This is a genomic window from Lactobacillus xujianguonis (assembly GCF_004009905.1).
Classification (GTDB): Bacteria; Bacillota; Bacilli; order Lactobacillales; family Lactobacillaceae; genus Lactobacillus; species Lactobacillus xujianguonis.
This window is the reverse complement of sequence record NZ_ML136891.1, coordinates 1-16,664: the sequence shown is the minus strand read 5'-3', so window position 1 is coordinate 16,664 and position 16,664 is coordinate 1. Positions and strand designations below refer to the sequence as shown.

Genomic DNA, 16,664 nt, shown 5'->3' with positions numbered 1-16,664 from the left:
CTATGTATTTCAGGCTTTTTTGTGTTAAAATTTCTTCAAGGCAGTTATTAATGGGGGCTTAATTTTGGATAATTCAAAACTTTTGGTAGGCCTAGATATCGGTACTACCAGTGTAAAAGCGGTTGTGTCAGATTCTGGTAAGGTAATTGGAGCAGTGACTACGCCCAATACTGGAATGCGACACGGAAAAATTGTAGATATTGATCAAACAGCAACAGCAATTAGTCGTGCTTTAAGAGAAGTTGCGGAAAAAACAAATTCGAATATTTATCGAGTTGTTACGGGGATCCCAGTAGGGATGCTGCAACTAGAAAGCGCAACTGGCTTAATTAGTGTTGCTGATAATGGTAAAGAAGTTACGGATATTGACGTACAAAGAGTTTTACAAGCAGCGATTAAGTCAGCTGTTAAAGATGGACGTGATCCGATCACTTTCTTGCCAAGTCGTTTTTTAATTGATGGTAAGACAGATGTGGACGATCCGCGTAAGATGATTGCCCATTCATTGGCAGTTAGAGGAATTTTATTAACTGCGCCTTCTGGTCCATTGCATAATATTAGAAAGGCAATTGAACGTGCGGGCTATCGTAATAGCTTCTTTGTGCCAACTCCATTAGCAATTGCTAGTGTTGCCTTAGATGAAGGTGAAAGAACTTTCGGCTCCATTATCCTTGATTTGGGTGGTGGTACTACTACTGCGACGGTCATTCATGAAGGTAAAATTAAATATGCCAACATCGACTTAGAAGGCGGCAGCGATATTTCTAACGATATTTCAGTAGTTTTAAGCACTTCTAAGAAAGATGCAGATCAAATCAAATTAGATTATGGTTATGCTGATCCAAGTTTAGCTTCCAAGAATAACAAATTTGCTGTTAATAGTGTTGGCTCTAATGGACAACAAATGGTTGATGAAGTTTATTTAAGCGAAATTATTAATGCCCGTTTGATGCAAATTTTGCAAAGAATTGGCAAAGGCCTATCTAAAACTAATGCCCTTAAATTGCCAGGCGGAATTATTATTACCGGTGGTAGCAGTTTGTTGCAAGGAATCGATAGCTTAGTTGCTAACACTTTAGGTGTTAAGGCACGGATTTATCAGCCTGATCAAATGGGAATGAGAAGCCCGATTTATGCTGCTGCTTTCGGAATTGTTGATTATTCATATCGGATGTCAGATATTGATTTATTGGTCAACAGTGCTATTTATGGCGATGATATTTTAAATAAGAAAATTGAAGCTACACCAGAATCTGCCCCACAAAATACCAAGAATTTGAAAAGAACGGCTAGTTCTAGTGAAAGTAATTCAAAAGAAGCTTATAATAATACTAAAACGCCCGAAAGAGCAAAATCTTCAGAAGAAGAAAAAACAAATAAACAAAGTAAAACTGGAAGCATTAAAAGCTTCTTTAAGAAATTCTTTGACTAAAGGTGGTTAAATTAGATGGATTTTACATTCGATTCAGATGACAATAAGAATGCTGTCATTAAAGTAATCGGTGTTGGTGGTGCCGGCGGTAACGCTGTTAATCGAATGATTGATGATGGTGTACAAGGCGTTTCCTTTATTGCAGCTAACACTGATGTACAAGCTTTAAATAGTAACAAGGCTGAAGACAAGATTCAATTAGGGCCTAAACTTACAAGAGGTTTAGGTGCTGGTTCACATCCTGAAGTTGGTCAAAAGGCAGCTGAAGAAAGTGAACAAACAATTGAAGACGCACTTAAGGGTGCAGATATGATCTTTATCACTGCTGGTATGGGTGGTGGTACTGGTACTGGTGCTGCTCCTGTAGTTGCAAAAATTGCCCGCGAAACTGGCGCTTTAACTGTTGGGGTAGTTACACGTCCTTTCAGTTTTGAAGGCCCTAAGCGTTCAAGAAATGCCGCAGAAGGAATCACACAATTAAAGCAATACGTTGATACTTTGGTTATTATTGCTAATAACCGTTTGCTTGAAATGGTTGATAAGAAGACTCCAATGATGGATGCCTTCAAGGAAGCTGATAATGTCTTGAAGCAAGGTGTTCAAGGTATTTCAGATTTGATTACTTCAACTGACTATGTGAACTTGGACTTCGCTGATGTGAAGACAGTTATGGAAAACCAAGGTGCAGCCTTGATGGGTATTGGTCGTGCTAGTGGCGAAAACAGAACTGTTGAAGCAACTAAGTTGGCGATTTCTTCACCACTTCTTGAAGTTTCAATTGATGGTGCTAAGCAAGTCTTACTTAACATTACTGGTGGACCAGATCTTACCTTGTTTGAAGCTCAAGATGCTTCAGAAATTGTTTCTAAGGCTGCTGGTGATGATGTCAACATTATCTTTGGTACTTCAATTAATCCAAACTTAGGTGATGAAGTAGTCGTTACTGTGATTGCTACTGGTATTGATTCTGCTGCCGAAGAAGAAGCTTCAAAGCAACTACCAGGTAGAAGTCACCAAATTGAAGCTCAAAAGAACGAGACTCCAGCAGCTAAACAACCAAGTCAACCACAAATTGGTCAAACTGTTCAACCAACTCAAGTGCAAGCTACTAAACCAGCTACTGCACCAAAGCATGAGACGATGGTTGATCCAACTAGTGTTTGGGGATTAAACGATAACTCTCAAAATACAAGAAAAACTACTCAAACTGAACCAGAAGAACAAAATGATGGTTTTGATTCATTTGATGATGATCAAAGTAGTATTTCTCAAATTGAAACTAGTGCTCAAGAGGATGACGATGAGACTAGTGATATCCCATTCTTCAAGCATCGTAGTGAAAACTAATTAGGAGGAAGGATACATGGCTTTTGATAAGTTAGGCAGATTCTTCGGTATTTCCGGTGATGATGATGCCGTAAATGAAGAAGATTACGAAGCAGAACATCACGAACAAGTCGAAGATGATGAAGTGCCATACAATACGATTAATCGCGACAATGTTGTTTCGATTAAGCAAGGAATGAATCAGGCAAAAAGTCAAATCGTCTTGTATGAACCTCGTGTTTATTCAGATGCAAAAGAAGTTGCACAGAATTTATTAAAAAATAAAGCTGTTGTGATTAACTTTAGTCGGATGGAAGACAGTTCAGCAAGAAGAATCGTTGACTTTATTACTGGTACTGTTTATGCCTTGAATGGTGAAATTCAAAGAATCGGTGATAAAATTTTCCTTGCAACGCCACCAAAGTTTGTGACTGATGGCAAGATTAGTGAACTGATTGATAAGAAAGATAATTTAAGCTAATGATCATTTACAATGTATTATCATTTATTTCGTGGATCATTTGGCTATATTGTCTTTTAATCGTGATTGATGCAATTATGAGTTGGCTACCTTTTCTAGCTAATTCTGCATTAGGACGTTTATTAGATAAAATAGTCGATCCGTACTTGAACCTATTTCGCAAAGGACCAATAGCTAAGTTAGCTTATAGTACAGGAATTGACCTTTCAGCTGTAATTGGGATTTTCTTGTTGTATTTCATTCAAGATTATGCCCTAAGCTGGATTGCTAATATTTTATATAAAATGGTAGGATAATGGAAAAACGACAAGCAAGTAGTTTTTATCCACATTTTGATACCGAAGAAAGACCAACAATCGATTACCTTGTTGGTCTTTTTAATAACTTAGTTTTCAAAAAGCAAAGTATTTTAACTGATTTTTTAGATCCAGGACAGAGAGAAATTTTAAAAACAATTGTTGGAAACGATGCTTTTATCCAAGAATTCGGTGGTTATGAAGGTGCGGAGAAAAAACGCGTTTATTTGAGTGAAGAATGGGAAAATTTGAGCCCACAGGATTATCAGATTACGCCACTTGAAATTAACTATCCGCAAAAGTTTTTGCAATTAAGACATGGAGCAATTTTAGGTACTTTAGCTAATTCTGGTATTAGTCTAGATACTTTTGGTGATATCATTACCGATGGCAATGGTAATTGGCAATTTTTTGTTAAAGCTGAATTGTTAGATTTTTTTACTGAACAAATTGACCGAATTGGGCGAGCTCATGTGAAAATTGTGCCAATATCTTTAAAAAAGGTACTTGAGCCTGAAGATAATTCAGTGGAAGTTACGGCAATAGTTGCTTCTTTAAGAGCGGATGCGATCTTAGCCGGCGTTAGTAAGCAAAGCCGGGGACAAATAAAACAAGCCGTTGAAGCCGGACTAGTTAAATTAAATTGGCATGATCTGGAAAATTCTAATATAATGGTAAAAGTAAAAGATGTTTTAAGTTTGCGGCACTTTGGCAGACTACAAATTATAGACATCGTGACAACTAGAAAAGGTAAATATAGGGTGGTGTTTAAACTTTGGCAGACACAAAAGCACAATTAACACCGATGGATATTCATAATAAGGAATTTAAACATCGGGGTCGGAATGGCTATGATCGTTACGAAGTTGATGAATTTTTGGATCAAATTGTAAATGATTATGGTAATAGTTTGGATCAAGTTGTTGATCTTAAAAATGAAGTAGTTTCTTTGAATAATAAGATTGATCAATTGCAAGCTAAGGCTGATGAATATGACCAAAAGCGGCAAGAAGTTGATCAAGTTCTAGGTTCTGCTCAAAAGACAGCTAATAAGATCATTAGCAACGCTAAACAAGAGGCAGAAACAACCGTTAAGGAAGCCAAGAAGCAAGCAGAGACTGATACTCAATATCAAAAGCAACAACATGATGTGATTGCCGATGATTACAAGCGCTTAAAGAAAGAAATTGCGGAATTTAGAAGTCATTTACAAGATATGTTGCAGAAGCAAATTGATAATCTTAATGATGATGAATGGCAACATGCTTTAGACGATTACTTCCATACACCTCGCTTTTATCCAGGTGCTGGCGCAGAACCTCTTCCAACAGCTGAATCTGAAGAAGATGAATTAGCTAGAGAAAGAGAACTCACCGGTGACACTGACGATGATGACGACGATGATTACGCTTATCAAGATGTTGACGAAGATGAAAACGGCGAATTCGATGATGATGAAGAAGATTTCGACGATGAAGATGTTGACAGCGATGATGAAGATGAAGTAGACTCTTATCAAGAGCCTGATGAGGATAATACTCCTCAACCAATGACAGGTGACAGTCCGAGTCATGAGACAATGAGCAATAAGCCAGAACCATCAAATACGATGAATGGTGGCGCAAGAATTGTCTTCCCGGATGATTATAAAGATCATAATTAATTTAGACTGACAGTAAAACCTAAGAGCATTTACAGCGAGTTAGCGTTGGTGAAAGGCTAACATAAGAGCTTAAAGGTTGATCAGCTGCCTAATAGGTCTAAGCGTCAATTGCACGATACGCAAGAATAAGTGGAGTAGTAATTTTTTACTTACTCAATTTAGGTGGTACCACGGTTGACCTCGTCCTAATTAGGGACGAGGTTTTCTTTTTTAGAAAGGAATTTATGAATGAGAATCAAAGATACTCTAAATTTAGGTAAGACTAAGTTTAAGATGCGCGGAAATCTTCCAGTTCGTGAAGCTCAATGGCAAAAAGAATGGGAAGAAAACAAGTTATACGAACAAAGATTAAAGTTAAACGAAAGTAAGCCTCGTTTTGATTTACACGATGGCCCTCCATTTGCTAATGGTAATATTCACATGGGTCACGCTTTAAACAAGATCTCAAAGGATATTATTGTTCGCTACAAGAATATGAATGGTTTTTACGCACCATACGTACCAGGTTGGGATACTCACGGTCTTCCAGTAGAACAACAACTTGCTAAAAAGGGTGTAGATCGTAAGACCATGGATCGCGCAAAGTATCGTGAATTATGTCGTCAATATGCCGAAGAACAAATTCAAAAGCAAATGACTGACTTTAAGCGTCTTGGTGTCATGGCAGATTGGGATCATCCATATATTACCTTGCAACATGACTTTGAAGCTCAAGAAATTCGTGTCTTTGGTGAAATGTACAAGAAGGGTTACATTTACAAGGGTAAAAAGCCAGTTTATTGGTCATGGTCAAGTGAATCAACTTTAGCTGAAGCAGAAGTTGAATACAAGGATGTTGAAGCAAATTCAATCTTTGTTGCTTTCCCAGTTGTTGATGGTAAGGGCATCATTGATCCCAAGGATACTTACTTCGTAATTTGGACCACTACTCCTTGGACTATTCCAGCCAACGAAGCAATCTGTGTAAACCCTAAGTTTGATTATTCAGTTGTGCAAGTGGGCGACAAGCGTTACGTTGTAGCTAGTGGCTTACTTGACAAAGTTGCTGAAGAAATCGGTTGGGATGACTACAAGGTTGTTCAAACTGTTAAGGGTGCTGACATGGAATACATGAAGGCTAAGCATCCAATCTACGATAAGGAAAGTCTTGTAATCGAAGGCTTCCACGTAACTTTAGCTGATGGTACTGGTTTAGTTCATACTGCACCTGGCTTTGGTGAAGACGACTTTAACGTAGGTCAAAAGTACAACTTACCAATCTTTAGCCCAGTTGATGCTCATGGTTGCTATACTGATGAAGTACCAGAACTTAAGGGCATGTTCTACCAAGATGTTGATAAGTTAATGATTGAAAAACTTAAAGATGCTGGCGCACTTCTTAAGCTTAAAGTCTTTACGCACTCATACCCACATGATTGGCGGACTAAGAAGCCAGTTATCTTCAGAGCAACTACTCAATGGTTTGCTTCAATTGCCAAGTTTAGAGATCAAATTCTTGCTCAAATTGAAAAGGCTAGCTTCATCCCTTCATGGGGTAAGACTCGTCTTTACAACATGATTAAGGACCGTGGCGACTGGGTAATTTCACGGCAACGTGCTTGGGGTGTTCCACTTCCAATTTTCTACGCTGAAGATGGTACGCCAATCGTCACACCAGAAACCATTGAACATATTGCTAAGATCTTTGAAAAAGAAGGTTCTAACGCTTGGTACACTCATACTGCTAAGGAATTATTGCCAGAAGGCTTTACTTCTGAACACTCACCAAATGGTGAATTTACCAAGGAAAAGGATATTCTTGACGTTTGGTTTGACTCTGGGTCATCTTGGTCAGGCGTCATGGAAAAACGTGATGTTTTGCACTATCCAGCTGATCTTTATCTTGAAGGTAGTGACCAATACCGTGGTTGGTTCAACTCCAGTTTAATTACTTCAGTTGCTGTTACCGGTCAAGCACCATATAAGCAAGTCTTGTCACAAGGCTTCGTTCTTGATGATAAAGGCCACAAGATGTCTAAGTCACTTGGAAATGTCATCTCACCAAACGACGTCATCAAGCAAATGGGAGCTGAAATTATCCGTCTTTGGGTAGCTCAAGCTGATACTACTTCCGATGTTGCTGTTTCAATGGGCATTTTGCAACAATCTGCCGAAAGTTACAGAAAGATCAGAAATACTTTCCGTTACATGCTTGCTAACACTAATGATTTTGATCCTAAGGAAAACCGTGTTGCCTATGATGATCTTCGTTCAGTCGATCAATACATGGAAGTTAAGTTAAACGATTTGGTGAAGGAATGCTTGGCTGCTTATGACAAGTTTGATTTCACCACAGTCTTCAAGAAGGTCTTTAACTTCATTTCTAATGATTTTTCAGCCTTCTATCTTGATTTTGCCAAGGATGTTCTTTACATCGAAGCAGAAAATAGTCACGCTCGTCGCTCAATGCAAACTGTCATTTACGATGCAGCTGTGAAATTAGCTAAAATTTTAACTCCAATCTTGCCACATACTATGGAAGAAATGTGGGGCTTCTTGAAGGAAGACGAAGATTACGTTCAACTTGCTAATATGCCAGAAGTTGAAGACTATGCTAACCGTGATGAACTTCTTGAAAACTGGGCTAAATTCATGAAATTACGTGATGACGTTTTGAAGGCTCTTGAAGATGCTAGAAACAGGAAGTTGATTGGGAAGTCATTTGAAGCAGCTGTCACGATTTACCCAGATAAAGAAACAAAGGCAATGCTCGATGAATTAAATGCGGACTTCAGAGAAATTTTAATCGTATCAAAATTAACGATTTCAGATGATGAAGCTCCAGCTGATGTAGAAAAGCTTGCCAATGCTGCAGTTGTAGTTAAACATGCTGAAGGCGAAGTTTGTCCACGGTGCAGGATGATTAGAACTGATATTGGCGTGGATCCAAAGCTTCCTATGCTTTGTGGTCGTTGTGCTGAAATCGTCGAAGCAAACTATCCTGAAGCTGTAGAAGAAGGATTAGAAAAATAATGCGTTTAGGAACTGTTAAGCAGTTTGATGAAGGAAGTAGTTTTGGTTTTATTGAAGATGATCAAAATCATAAATCCTACTTCGTTTTCTATACTGCAATTAAAGAAGAAGGTTATAAACGTTTAAATGTTGGCCAGAGAGTAAAATATCAATTAGCGCAAGGCAAGAATGGCTTGCAATGTGTGAATGTCTTTTTGGCCGAATAATGATAGGGATGGACAAATGGAATTAAAAGAGACCGAGATTTCTTCACAGCCGATTTTTAAAGGGCGCATTGTTGACTTGTCAGTTAGAACAATTCAACTTCCTAATGGCGAAACCGCTACTAGAGAAGTAGCGGCACACCAACCAGCTTCAGCAGTGATGGCCATCAACGATAAAAAGCAAATGCTGCTAGTTAAACAATGGCGTGAACCAATTAAACAATTGACTTTAGAAATCCCAGCTGGTTTGATTGATCCAAGTGATGCTAGTCCGTTAGACGCAATGAAACGTGAATTAAATGAAGAAGGCGGCTATCGTGCCGATTACTGGGAAGAAGTCACCGAGTTTTATTCTTCACCTGGTTTTACTGATGAAAAGTTGTATCTATTTTACTGTGATACCTTGACTAAACTTGAAGACAAAAGATCGTTAGATGAAGATGAGTTTTTGACTTCCGATTGGTACAGTTTAGAAGATTTAAAGCGACTGGTATCAGAAGGCAAAATTGTCGATGCTAAGACAATCTATGCCATTACTTTTTGGGAAAACATGTTGTTAACTAGTGCTCAAAGTACGAAGGCAGATAATGACTGAAAAGCGTTCTGATTATCGTAAAAGACAAAAGGCGAAGAGTAATAAACCTCGTCAAATCTTTGATCGAGTAAAATCAGCTTTTGATGATACTGATGAAGAAACTCCAGTAGATGTTAATCCAGCTTTTAGACGTGACGAAAAAGACCCACCGCGCCAACCATTACCTGATGATGGCCAAGAAGTCTATTATTCAGATGTTTCCACTCCAAGTAAGGAGGAACTGTCTGAAAAAAAGCGTTTAAAACTGAAAAAAAGATTGAATAGTGCTATTCTGATAGTGTTTGTATTAATAGTGTTAGTTTTATTAGCATTATTTCACTTGTAAATAATTGAAATGAGGATAGAAATGAAGATTGCGATTATTGTCCCAATGGCTGAGGAAGCCGAATTTTATCGTAATCATTTCCACTCAGAAAAGAAAGAAATGTTCGGATCAACTGAATTCGAACATTTTTCTGTTAATGGAAATGATGTTTATTTAGGTTTAAGCGGTATTGGCAAAGTTCAAGCTGCAATGAACTTAGCTAGTTTATTAAGTAATGTTGACGTTGATGTTATTTTCATGACAGGTTCTGCAGGTGCTTTAGCGACAGATGTGCATCAAGAAGATTTAGTCTTAGCTAAGTCCTTTATGTACTATGATGCTCATAATACAGCAGCAGGTGATTATGTTGAAGGACAAATCCCGCAACAACCTGCCCAGTTTGTATTAGATTCACCAGAAAGAGCAGCTTTTGCAAAGTATCTTAAGGAGCAAAATGTTGCCTTTCGTGAAGGGTTAGTAGTCACTGGCGATTCTTTTGTGGCATCAAGTAAGCAAAAAGATGAAATCAAGGCAACTTTCCCAGATGCTTTAGCTTGTGAAATGGAAGGTGCGGCTTTTGCCCAAGTTGCTTATGCCTTTAAGAAACCATTAGTTGCGATGCGAGCAATTTCTGATAATGGTGATGGCTCTGCTAGTGAAGATTTTGATGTTTTTGTCAAAAAAGTTGGCGCAAAGGCAGCGGAATTAATTACTGACTATATAGAAAAGATGAATTAATGTGCGGGAAATTTATTTAGATAATGCGGCAACCACGCCGATGTCACCTAAAGTAATTGAAGTGATTACTGATGAAATGAAGAATGATTTCGGTAATGCTTCTAGCACTTATGAATTAGGGCGAAAAGCCCGTCATACAGTTGATATTGCGCGTCATGAAATTGCCCAAGCAATTAATGCTTATGATGGTGAAATTATCTTTACTTCAGGTGGCTCAGAAAGTAATAATACGGCTATTTTAGGTACAGCACATAGTCGCCAAGAGCTTGGTAAGAGAATTGTAACCACCAAAATTGAACACCCTTCAGTTTTGAATCCAATGAAACGGTTGGAACAAGAAGGTTTCGACGTTAAATACTTAGACGTGGATGAAACGGGGCATATTTCTTTAGACCAGTTAAAAGAATATCTGACACCAGAAACTATTTTAGTGTCAGTGATGGCGGTTAATAATGAAGTCGGTACCATCATGCCGTTACAAGAGATCGGAAATCTGGTTAAGGATACTAAAGCCTATTTTCACGTCGATAATGTACAGGGTATGGGTACAGTTGATATTGATGTTAAAAAGATGCATATTGACTTGCTTTCTGTTTCTGCTCATAAAATCAACGGTCCGAAGTTTTTAGGATTTTTATATGAAAATAAGGATATTAATCTTCCTAATTTGGTTCTCGGTGGGGAACAAGAGATGAAACGGCGAGCAGGAACGGAAAATGTACCTGGAATTGCAGGCTTTGGCGAAGCGGTTAAAGAAGTGATGTCAATTGGACATCAAACTTTACAAGAAAAATATGAGCACTTTCAAGATCTAATTTTGCAAGAATTAGATGCTCAACAAGTCAAATATGAAGTTAATGGTGGTCGTGGTCCAACGATGTCACATCATGTGTTAAATTTGCATCTAGTAGGTGTTTCTACGACTGCTTTACAAACTAATCTTGACTTGGCTGGCTTTGCTGTATCTGGTGGTTCAGCATGTACCGCTGGTTCACTTGAACCGTCGCATGTTTTGCTTGCTTGCTTTGGTCCAGATTCACCACGTATTAATGAATCGATCAGAATTTCATTTGGACGGTATAATACAGGTGAGGAAGTAAGAGCTTTTGCTCAAACTTTAAGTAAAATTGTTTTGAAAATTCAAAATCGCAATAAATAGTTGCTTTTAAAAAGAAAGCAACTTATTATAAATAAGTGAGGGAAAATAATGGCAAATACTGTTGTAATCAATGGTGATCATCGTAAATTCACCTTGAATTCTGATATTAAGTTGTATGCGTTAATTGACGCTGGTTTTACTAAAACAGTGAAAGGCAATTATAATTACGAGCATCCTTTATATAATGATTCACCTTACAATGCTCCAACTAAGCTGAAGATGACAATTAATAAAGACTTGTCGCATTTAACAATGGTGGTCACTGATCGCAATGGTTTGCAGAAAGTTAATATTTTCAAAAACAAGCAATTGGCTCCAACAGTTGAACTTTTAAATTATATTTTAAAAGATCTAGAAGAGCGCAAAATTTTGCTTGAAGTAAAGGATTGATTTGATGGTTGACAATAGTAAGACTCGTGTAGTTGTTGGGATGAGTGGCGGAGTTGACTCGTCAGTTTCTGCACTTTTATTGAAACAACAAGGCTACGACGTTGTCGGTGTTTTCATGAAAAATTGGGATGATACTGACGATGCTGGAGTATGTACAGCTACTGAAGATTATGAAGATGTAAAAAAAGTAGCTGACAAGATTGGGATTCCTTATTATTCAATTAACTTTGAAAAAGAATATTGGCACCGTGTATTTGAATATTTCTTAAACGAATACAAAAAAGGGCGGACCCCAAATCCTGATGTGATGTGCAACAGCGAAATTAAGTTTAAGTCATTTTTAGATTTTGCGATGGACTTAGATGCTGATTATATTGCCATGGGTCACTATGCTAAGACCGTTAAGGATGCTAATGGTGTAACTCACATGATGCGTCCAAAGGATGGTAATAAAGATCAAACTTATTTCTTAAGTCAATTAAATCAAGATCAAATTGCCAAAGTAATCTTTCCATTGGCTAATTTAACTAAGCCTCAAGTTAGAGAAATTGCCTTAGCTAATGGCTTAGCTACTGCTAAGAAAAAGGATTCTACTGGAATTTGCTTTATTGGTGAAAGAAACTTTAGAAAATTCTTGAGCGAGTTTTTGCCAGCTAAGTCAGGTAAAATGGTGACCCCAGATGGTAAGGTTGTTGGTGAGCATGCCGGTTTAATGTATTACACCATTGGTCAAAGACAAGGTTTAGGCTTAGGTTCAACCAAGGAATCTACTGACCCATGGTTTGTTGTGGGTAAGGACCTTAAGAAGAACGAATTAATTGTTCAACAAGGTTATGACAGTAAGTTACTTTACGCTACTGAGTTGAAGGCTAGTGATATGTCATTCTTTACTGGTAAGCCAGACCATGATGTTGAATTTCACTGCAGTGCTAAGTTCCGTTATCGTCAATGTGATGTTGGCGTGACTGTGAAATATCATGCCGCAGACAATACAGCTGATGTTTTCTTTGACGAGCCAGCTCGTGCCGTTACACCAGGTCAAGCTTTAGTTTTATATGATGGTGAAGAATGTCTTGGCGGGGGCAACATTGATTCTGCCTTCCAAGGTGAAAAGCAATTACAGTTAGTTTAAAAAATAATTTGAGCTGGGAATGATTTCTCAGCTCTTTTTTTAATTGTTATTTAGAACACGTGTGTGATAAGATGGAAAAAGACTAGAAAGAATTAAACTTTAACAGGCTTTTTGCTACAATATCCTTATAAGGAGAAAAAATGTACTATGCAGATTTATTTTGTGCGTCATGGAAAAACTGAATGGAATTTAGCTAGTCGCTTTCAAGGTGGTCACGGTGATTCACCTTTATTACCTCAAAGCTTAGAAGACATTAAAAAATTGGGACACCATCTAAAAGGTACTAAGTTTAGGGCGATTTTTGCCAGTCCTTTACAACGGGCTTTTAATACCGCCCAGGGAATTGATGATGCTATGAATTCTAACTTACCAGTTGTGATCGATGAAAGATTGCGTGAGTTTAATTTGGGGGATATGGAAGGCATGAAATTTGATGATGCTGCGAAGAAATATCCTAAGCAAATTGATAACTTTTGGAATCATCCTGAACAATATGATCCGACAGAACTTCATGGGGAAAACTATGAACATGTCATTGTCAGAGGAAAGAATTTTGCCCAAGAAATGGCTCAGCGCTTTCCAGAAGCTGATGATAAGGTGTTAGCAGTCAGTCATGGCGCTGCTTTGTCTGCCATTATGGGAGGTCTATTAGGCTCTCCGCTAAAAGATGTACGTAAGCGCGGCGGTTTAAGTAATACTAGTTTGACGATTCTTGAAACAGATGATGGTGGTCAAACTTTTAAGCCAGTAGTTTGGAACGAAACAGATTATTTAGGCAGAAAATTATCAAAGACGGATTCGTTATAATGGATAAAGAAATAGCAAACTTATATGACGCGGGCAAGGTTGACCGCGCCATTCATTTATTAGTTAAAAAAATTGATCAACATCCACAAAAGACAGAAAATTATCTGCAACTTTCGACTTACTTAATTGAACAAGGTAGTTTTGATCAAGCACAAAAATTATTAGAAGAAGCAGAGCATTTAGTCAAAAAGCCACAAGAATTATTTTATAATCTTGCTGTTTGTTATTACATGCAAGGAGAATTTGATCAGGCTCTAACTTTGCTTGATCAAATTCCGAATGATGCCTTAACCTTGTATCAAAAGGCCTTAACCTATCTTAAATTAGGTCAAGGACAAAGGGCATTGGCTTTTGCTTTAACTATTAAAGAAGTAGATAACAGAGTTTACGAGCTGCTGGGTGATATTTGGCTTAGTTTGGGTGATATGCAGCAAGCTTTAACTAGCTATCAAAAAATTCCAGAACAGCAAAGGACTGCCAAAATCTATTTCTTATTAGGGGTTTGTCTCTTAAATGAGAATCGTGACCAAGCAGAAGAATTTTTTGACCAGGCTAAGCAGCTGGATGAGAAATACTACCAACATGCCCGTGATCAATATGCTGCAATTTTAAAAATGATTAACGACAGGGAAAAGAAAAATGGTTGAATTTACTGGTAAAGTCAATGGTATTGTTTTTGAAAACGACCAAGACATGTATAAAATTCTAAGTGTTGAAATTATTGGTAAACTAGAAGGTTATACTCGTGATGAAATCAAAGTCACTGGAAATTTTGGTGAGATTCAAGTTGCTGGTAGTTACCGCTTTGATGGTCGATTGGTCATGCATAATAAGTTTGGCTTGCAGTTTAGAGCAGATACCTACAAGCAGGTGTTACCACATGAAGAAGGCAGTTTAACCCGCTATTTAAGTTCTAATAAATTCCCAGGGATTGGTAAAAAAGCAGCTGAAAAAATCATTGATGATTTAGGTTTAAATGCCTTGGCTATTTTAAAAGAAAATCCGGCGAAGATTTCAACTTTATTTCTAACTCAGAAGCAGAAGGATAGTTTATTATCTGGAATTAATAGTATGGATTCTTTTGCTGAAGTGATGCTAAAGCTGGGACAATATGGAATTAGACGTAAAACAGCTACGCGCTTGTATCAGTTGAATCATGGCGAGACCATTAAAAAGTTAGAAGAAGATCCTTATGCTTTCGTTGCCGAAGTGCCTGGCTATGGTTTTAAGACAGCAGATCAGATCGGACAAGAATTGGGTATTAGTGCGACTGATCCGAAAAGAATTAAAGGAGCAATTTTTCAAGTTTTATTAAATGCTTTAACTAGTGATGGTAATACTTATGTTGAGTTAAAGGAATTAGTGGTTGAAAGTGCTAAGCTCTTAGACGCGGAAAAGTATGGTGTCATTGCCGATGAAATTAATCAGTTGCAAGAAGATGGCAAAATTATTGTTAATGACGAAGTAGCTGCACTTGCCAATATTTATGAAACTGAAGTGGCGATTGCCCGCTTGATGAAAAATCTCGTTGATAAACGAGAACTACAAAAAGATGAGCAATATGACGATGAAGATATTGCTGATGCCATTGTCAATGCCGAAAAATATTTAAAGATCAAGTATGATGACACGCAAAAACAAGCGATTAAAAATGCCGTTAACCATCCGATTTCAATTTTGACTGGTGGACCTGGGACAGGAAAAACAACTATTATCAACGGAATCTTGCTGGTTTTACGCCGGTTAGCTGATATTCCCGCTTCTGCTTTATATAGTGAAGATCCGCCATTCTTATTAGCAGCGCCAACAGGACGTGCCGCTAAGAGAATGAGCGAGATCACAGGAATTTCTGCTAAAACCATTCACAGGATGTTAGGTTTAGGCATTGGTGATAATAATGCTGAAGATTTAAATGAGTTAAATGGCGAAATTTTAATTATTGATGAGATGTCCATGGTTGATATGTTTCTCTTTAAGCAATTATTATCCAGCATTAATCAAACTCGCCACATTGTGTTTGTGGGAGATAAGGATCAGCTGCCTTCAGTTGGTGCGGGTAATGTCTTTAGTGATTTAATTAAGTCACAAGCCTTTCCCACTACGATTTTGAAACAAATTCACCGACAAGGTGATGATTCAACGATTATTACCTTAGCCCATGATGTTAATGAAGGAAAGAACCAGGATATTCTCTTTAAAAAGACTAAGAATTATTCTTTTATTCCATGTAAGCCACAATTAGTGGCGGATGCCGTCGGACAAATTGTTGAATTAGCTTTAAAGCGTGGTTTTGAAAAAGATGATATTCAAGTTTTAAGCGCCATGTATCTTGGTAATGGTGGAGTAAACAATTTAAATGACATTATTCAAGAAATTATGAATCCAGATGGCCCAAAACGCAAAGCGATTGAAGCTCATCAAGAAGTTTTTCGAATTGGCGATCGCGTTTTGCAGCTACAAAATAACCCTGAAAAGGACATTTATAATGGGCAAATTGGCAAGGTAGTAGCAATTAATGAAGATGATAGTAAGTGCTGCCTAGTAGCTAATTTTGAAGAGCGAGAAGTTGAATTTAATCGCAAAGATCTAAATGATCTCACCCGTGCCTATGCAATTACAATCCATAAATCGCAAGGATCAGAATTTCCATTAGTTGTTCTGAATTTAACCATGCAGAATTTTATGATGCTCAAGCGCAATTTGCTTTATACTGCAATTACTCGGGCAGAGAAGAACTTGGTGTTGGTTGGTGATCCGCGCGCCTTTATTGCTGCGTTTAATACTCCAGGAAATGACCGGAAAACCGGATTAACACAAAAATTGCGCAAGTTATTGGATGTGAAAGTTACTGAACCTAAAGAGAAAAAAGAGCCAGTGTCTGTAACTGAGCAAGAGCAAAAGCAAGCTGAAGAAGAAACTGAAGATTATATTTTGACAAAAGCTAAAATCTACTTAGGAATGATCGATCCAATGATTGGGATGGAGGGAATATCCTTAAAAGCAAAATAAACATTCTAAGCTAAATAGTGAATTAGTTATCCGACGGGATAATTGATTCACTATTTTTGTTCTCTTGTAGAATTAAAGTAGTAGTAAAACGATATGCCCTGTCGCTTTTAGACACTT

At 37.7% G+C, this 16,664-nt stretch carries 17 protein-coding genes; all 17 read left to right on the top strand.

The features are described from left to right. Positions 1-64 precede the first annotated feature (64 nt). Positions 65-1,432 (top strand): cell division protein FtsA, encoded by a 1,368-nt coding sequence (gene ftsA / locus EJK17_RS08330; protein WP_103662122.1) that lies wholly within the window; start codon positions 65-67, stop codon positions 1,430-1,432. 15 nt (positions 1,433-1,447) lie between these two features. Next, positions 1,448-2,779 (top strand): cell division protein FtsZ, encoded by a 1,332-nt coding sequence (gene ftsZ / locus EJK17_RS08325; protein WP_103662121.1) that lies wholly within the window; start codon positions 1,448-1,450, stop codon positions 2,777-2,779. Between the two features lie 16 nt (positions 2,780-2,795). Continuing rightward, positions 2,796-3,239, top strand: coding sequence for a cell division protein SepF (locus EJK17_RS08320; protein ID WP_103662120.1), 444 nt, complete (start codon positions 2,796-2,798; stop codon positions 3,237-3,239). Next, positions 3,239-3,535 (top strand): YggT family protein, encoded by a 297-nt coding sequence (locus EJK17_RS08315; protein ID WP_103662119.1) that lies wholly within the window; start codon positions 3,239-3,241, stop codon positions 3,533-3,535. Before EJK17_RS08320 ends, EJK17_RS08315 begins: the two co-directional genes overlap by 1 nt. Beyond that, the gene (locus EJK17_RS08310) at positions 3,535-4,335 is read left to right on the top strand and encodes a YlmH family RNA-binding protein (RefSeq protein WP_127796342.1); all 801 of its coding nucleotides are present in this window, start codon (positions 3,535-3,537) and stop codon (positions 4,333-4,335) included. Before EJK17_RS08315 ends, EJK17_RS08310 begins: the two co-directional genes overlap by 1 nt. Beyond that, on the top strand, positions 4,311-5,198 hold the full coding sequence (locus tag EJK17_RS08305) for a DivIVA domain-containing protein (RefSeq protein WP_103662117.1): 888 nt from the start codon (positions 4,311-4,313) through the stop codon (positions 5,196-5,198). Before EJK17_RS08310 ends, EJK17_RS08305 begins: the two co-directional genes overlap by 25 nt. A 228-nt stretch (positions 5,199-5,426) precedes the next feature. Continuing rightward, entirely contained in the window at positions 5,427-8,210 is a 2,784-nt protein-coding gene (gene ileS, locus EJK17_RS08300) for an isoleucine--tRNA ligase (protein ID WP_127796341.1), read from the top strand. After that, a complete protein-coding gene (locus EJK17_RS08295) occupies positions 8,210-8,416 on the top strand; it encodes a cold-shock protein (protein ID WP_103662115.1) in 207 nt (68 codons plus the stop codon). Before ileS ends, EJK17_RS08295 begins: the two co-directional genes overlap by 1 nt. A gap of 16 nt (positions 8,417-8,432) precedes the next feature. Next, the gene (locus tag EJK17_RS08290) at positions 8,433-9,008 is read left to right on the top strand and encodes an NUDIX hydrolase (protein ID WP_103662114.1); all 576 of its coding nucleotides are present in this window, start codon (positions 8,433-8,435) and stop codon (positions 9,006-9,008) included. Next, complete coding sequence (locus tag EJK17_RS08285) at positions 9,001-9,333, top strand: hypothetical protein (protein ID WP_103662113.1); 333 nt, start codon at positions 9,001-9,003, stop codon at positions 9,331-9,333. The genes EJK17_RS08290 and EJK17_RS08285 overlap by 8 nt, the downstream gene beginning before the upstream one ends. A 21-nt stretch (positions 9,334-9,354) precedes the next feature. Further along, positions 9,355-10,050 carry a 5'-methylthioadenosine/adenosylhomocysteine nucleosidase gene (locus EJK17_RS08280; protein WP_103662112.1) on the top strand — a complete coding sequence of 232 codons (696 nt, stop codon included), beginning with the start codon at positions 9,355-9,357 and terminating at the stop codon, positions 10,048-10,050. A gap of 1 nt (position 10,051) precedes the next feature. Then, positions 10,052-11,209 carry a cysteine desulfurase family protein gene (locus EJK17_RS08275; protein WP_103662111.1) on the top strand — a complete coding sequence of 386 codons (1,158 nt, stop codon included), beginning with the start codon at positions 10,052-10,054 and terminating at the stop codon, positions 11,207-11,209. Positions 11,210-11,257: 48 nt separating this feature from the next. Continuing rightward, positions 11,258-11,599: a DUF1831 domain-containing protein gene (locus EJK17_RS08270; RefSeq protein ID WP_103662110.1), complete on the top strand. Its 342-nt coding sequence runs from the start codon at positions 11,258-11,260 to the stop codon at positions 11,597-11,599. Positions 11,600-11,603: 4 nt separating this feature from the next. Then, on the top strand, positions 11,604-12,731 hold the full coding sequence (gene mnmA, locus EJK17_RS08265; protein ID WP_103662109.1) for a tRNA 2-thiouridine(34) synthase MnmA: 1,128 nt from the start codon (positions 11,604-11,606) through the stop codon (positions 12,729-12,731). 147 nt (positions 12,732-12,878) lie between these two features. Next, positions 12,879-13,538 carry a histidine phosphatase family protein gene (locus tag EJK17_RS08260; protein WP_103662108.1) on the top strand — a complete coding sequence of 220 codons (660 nt, stop codon included), beginning with the start codon at positions 12,879-12,881 and terminating at the stop codon, positions 13,536-13,538. Further along, a complete protein-coding gene (locus tag EJK17_RS08255; protein ID WP_103662107.1) occupies positions 13,538-14,185 on the top strand; it encodes a tetratricopeptide repeat protein in 648 nt (215 codons plus the stop codon). The genes EJK17_RS08260 and EJK17_RS08255 overlap by 1 nt, the downstream gene beginning before the upstream one ends. Next, positions 14,178-16,547 carry an SF1B family DNA helicase RecD2 gene (recD2, locus tag EJK17_RS08250; protein WP_103662106.1) on the top strand — a complete coding sequence of 790 codons (2,370 nt, stop codon included), beginning with the start codon at positions 14,178-14,180 and terminating at the stop codon, positions 16,545-16,547. Before EJK17_RS08255 ends, recD2 begins: the two co-directional genes overlap by 8 nt. The last annotated feature ends 117 nt before the right edge of the window (positions 16,548-16,664 follow it).

What these genes read in the sequence shown, in the direction of transcription:
- recD2 (WP_103662106.1), top strand. Translation starts at nt 14,178, where the DNA reads ATGGTTGAATTTACTGGTAAAGTCAATGGTATTGTTTTTGAAAACGAC.
- ftsZ (WP_103662121.1), top strand. Translation starts at nt 1,448, where the DNA reads ATGGATTTTACATTCGATTCAGATGACAATAAGAATGCTGTCATTAAA.
- EJK17_RS08270 (WP_103662110.1), top strand. Translation starts at nt 11,258, where the DNA reads ATGGCAAATACTGTTGTAATCAATGGTGATCATCGTAAATTCACCTTG.
- EJK17_RS08315 (WP_103662119.1), top strand. Translation starts at nt 3,239, where the DNA reads ATGATCATTTACAATGTATTATCATTTATTTCGTGGATCATTTGGCTA.
- EJK17_RS08285 (WP_103662113.1), top strand. Translation starts at nt 9,001, where the DNA reads ATGACTGAAAAGCGTTCTGATTATCGTAAAAGACAAAAGGCGAAGAGT.
- EJK17_RS08310 (WP_127796342.1), top strand. Translation starts at nt 3,535, where the DNA reads ATGGAAAAACGACAAGCAAGTAGTTTTTATCCACATTTTGATACCGAA.
- EJK17_RS08280 (WP_103662112.1), top strand. Translation starts at nt 9,355, where the DNA reads ATGAAGATTGCGATTATTGTCCCAATGGCTGAGGAAGCCGAATTTTAT.
- EJK17_RS08290 (WP_103662114.1), top strand. Translation starts at nt 8,433, where the DNA reads ATGGAATTAAAAGAGACCGAGATTTCTTCACAGCCGATTTTTAAAGGG.
- EJK17_RS08295 (WP_103662115.1), top strand. Translation starts at nt 8,210, where the DNA reads ATGCGTTTAGGAACTGTTAAGCAGTTTGATGAAGGAAGTAGTTTTGGT.
- EJK17_RS08320 (WP_103662120.1), top strand. Translation starts at nt 2,796, where the DNA reads ATGGCTTTTGATAAGTTAGGCAGATTCTTCGGTATTTCCGGTGATGAT.
- ileS (WP_127796341.1), top strand. Translation starts at nt 5,427, where the DNA reads ATGAGAATCAAAGATACTCTAAATTTAGGTAAGACTAAGTTTAAGATG.
- mnmA (WP_103662109.1), top strand. Translation starts at nt 11,604, where the DNA reads ATGGTTGACAATAGTAAGACTCGTGTAGTTGTTGGGATGAGTGGCGGA.
- EJK17_RS08260 (WP_103662108.1), top strand. Translation starts at nt 12,879, where the DNA reads ATGCAGATTTATTTTGTGCGTCATGGAAAAACTGAATGGAATTTAGCT.
- EJK17_RS08255 (WP_103662107.1), top strand. Translation starts at nt 13,538, where the DNA reads ATGGATAAAGAAATAGCAAACTTATATGACGCGGGCAAGGTTGACCGC.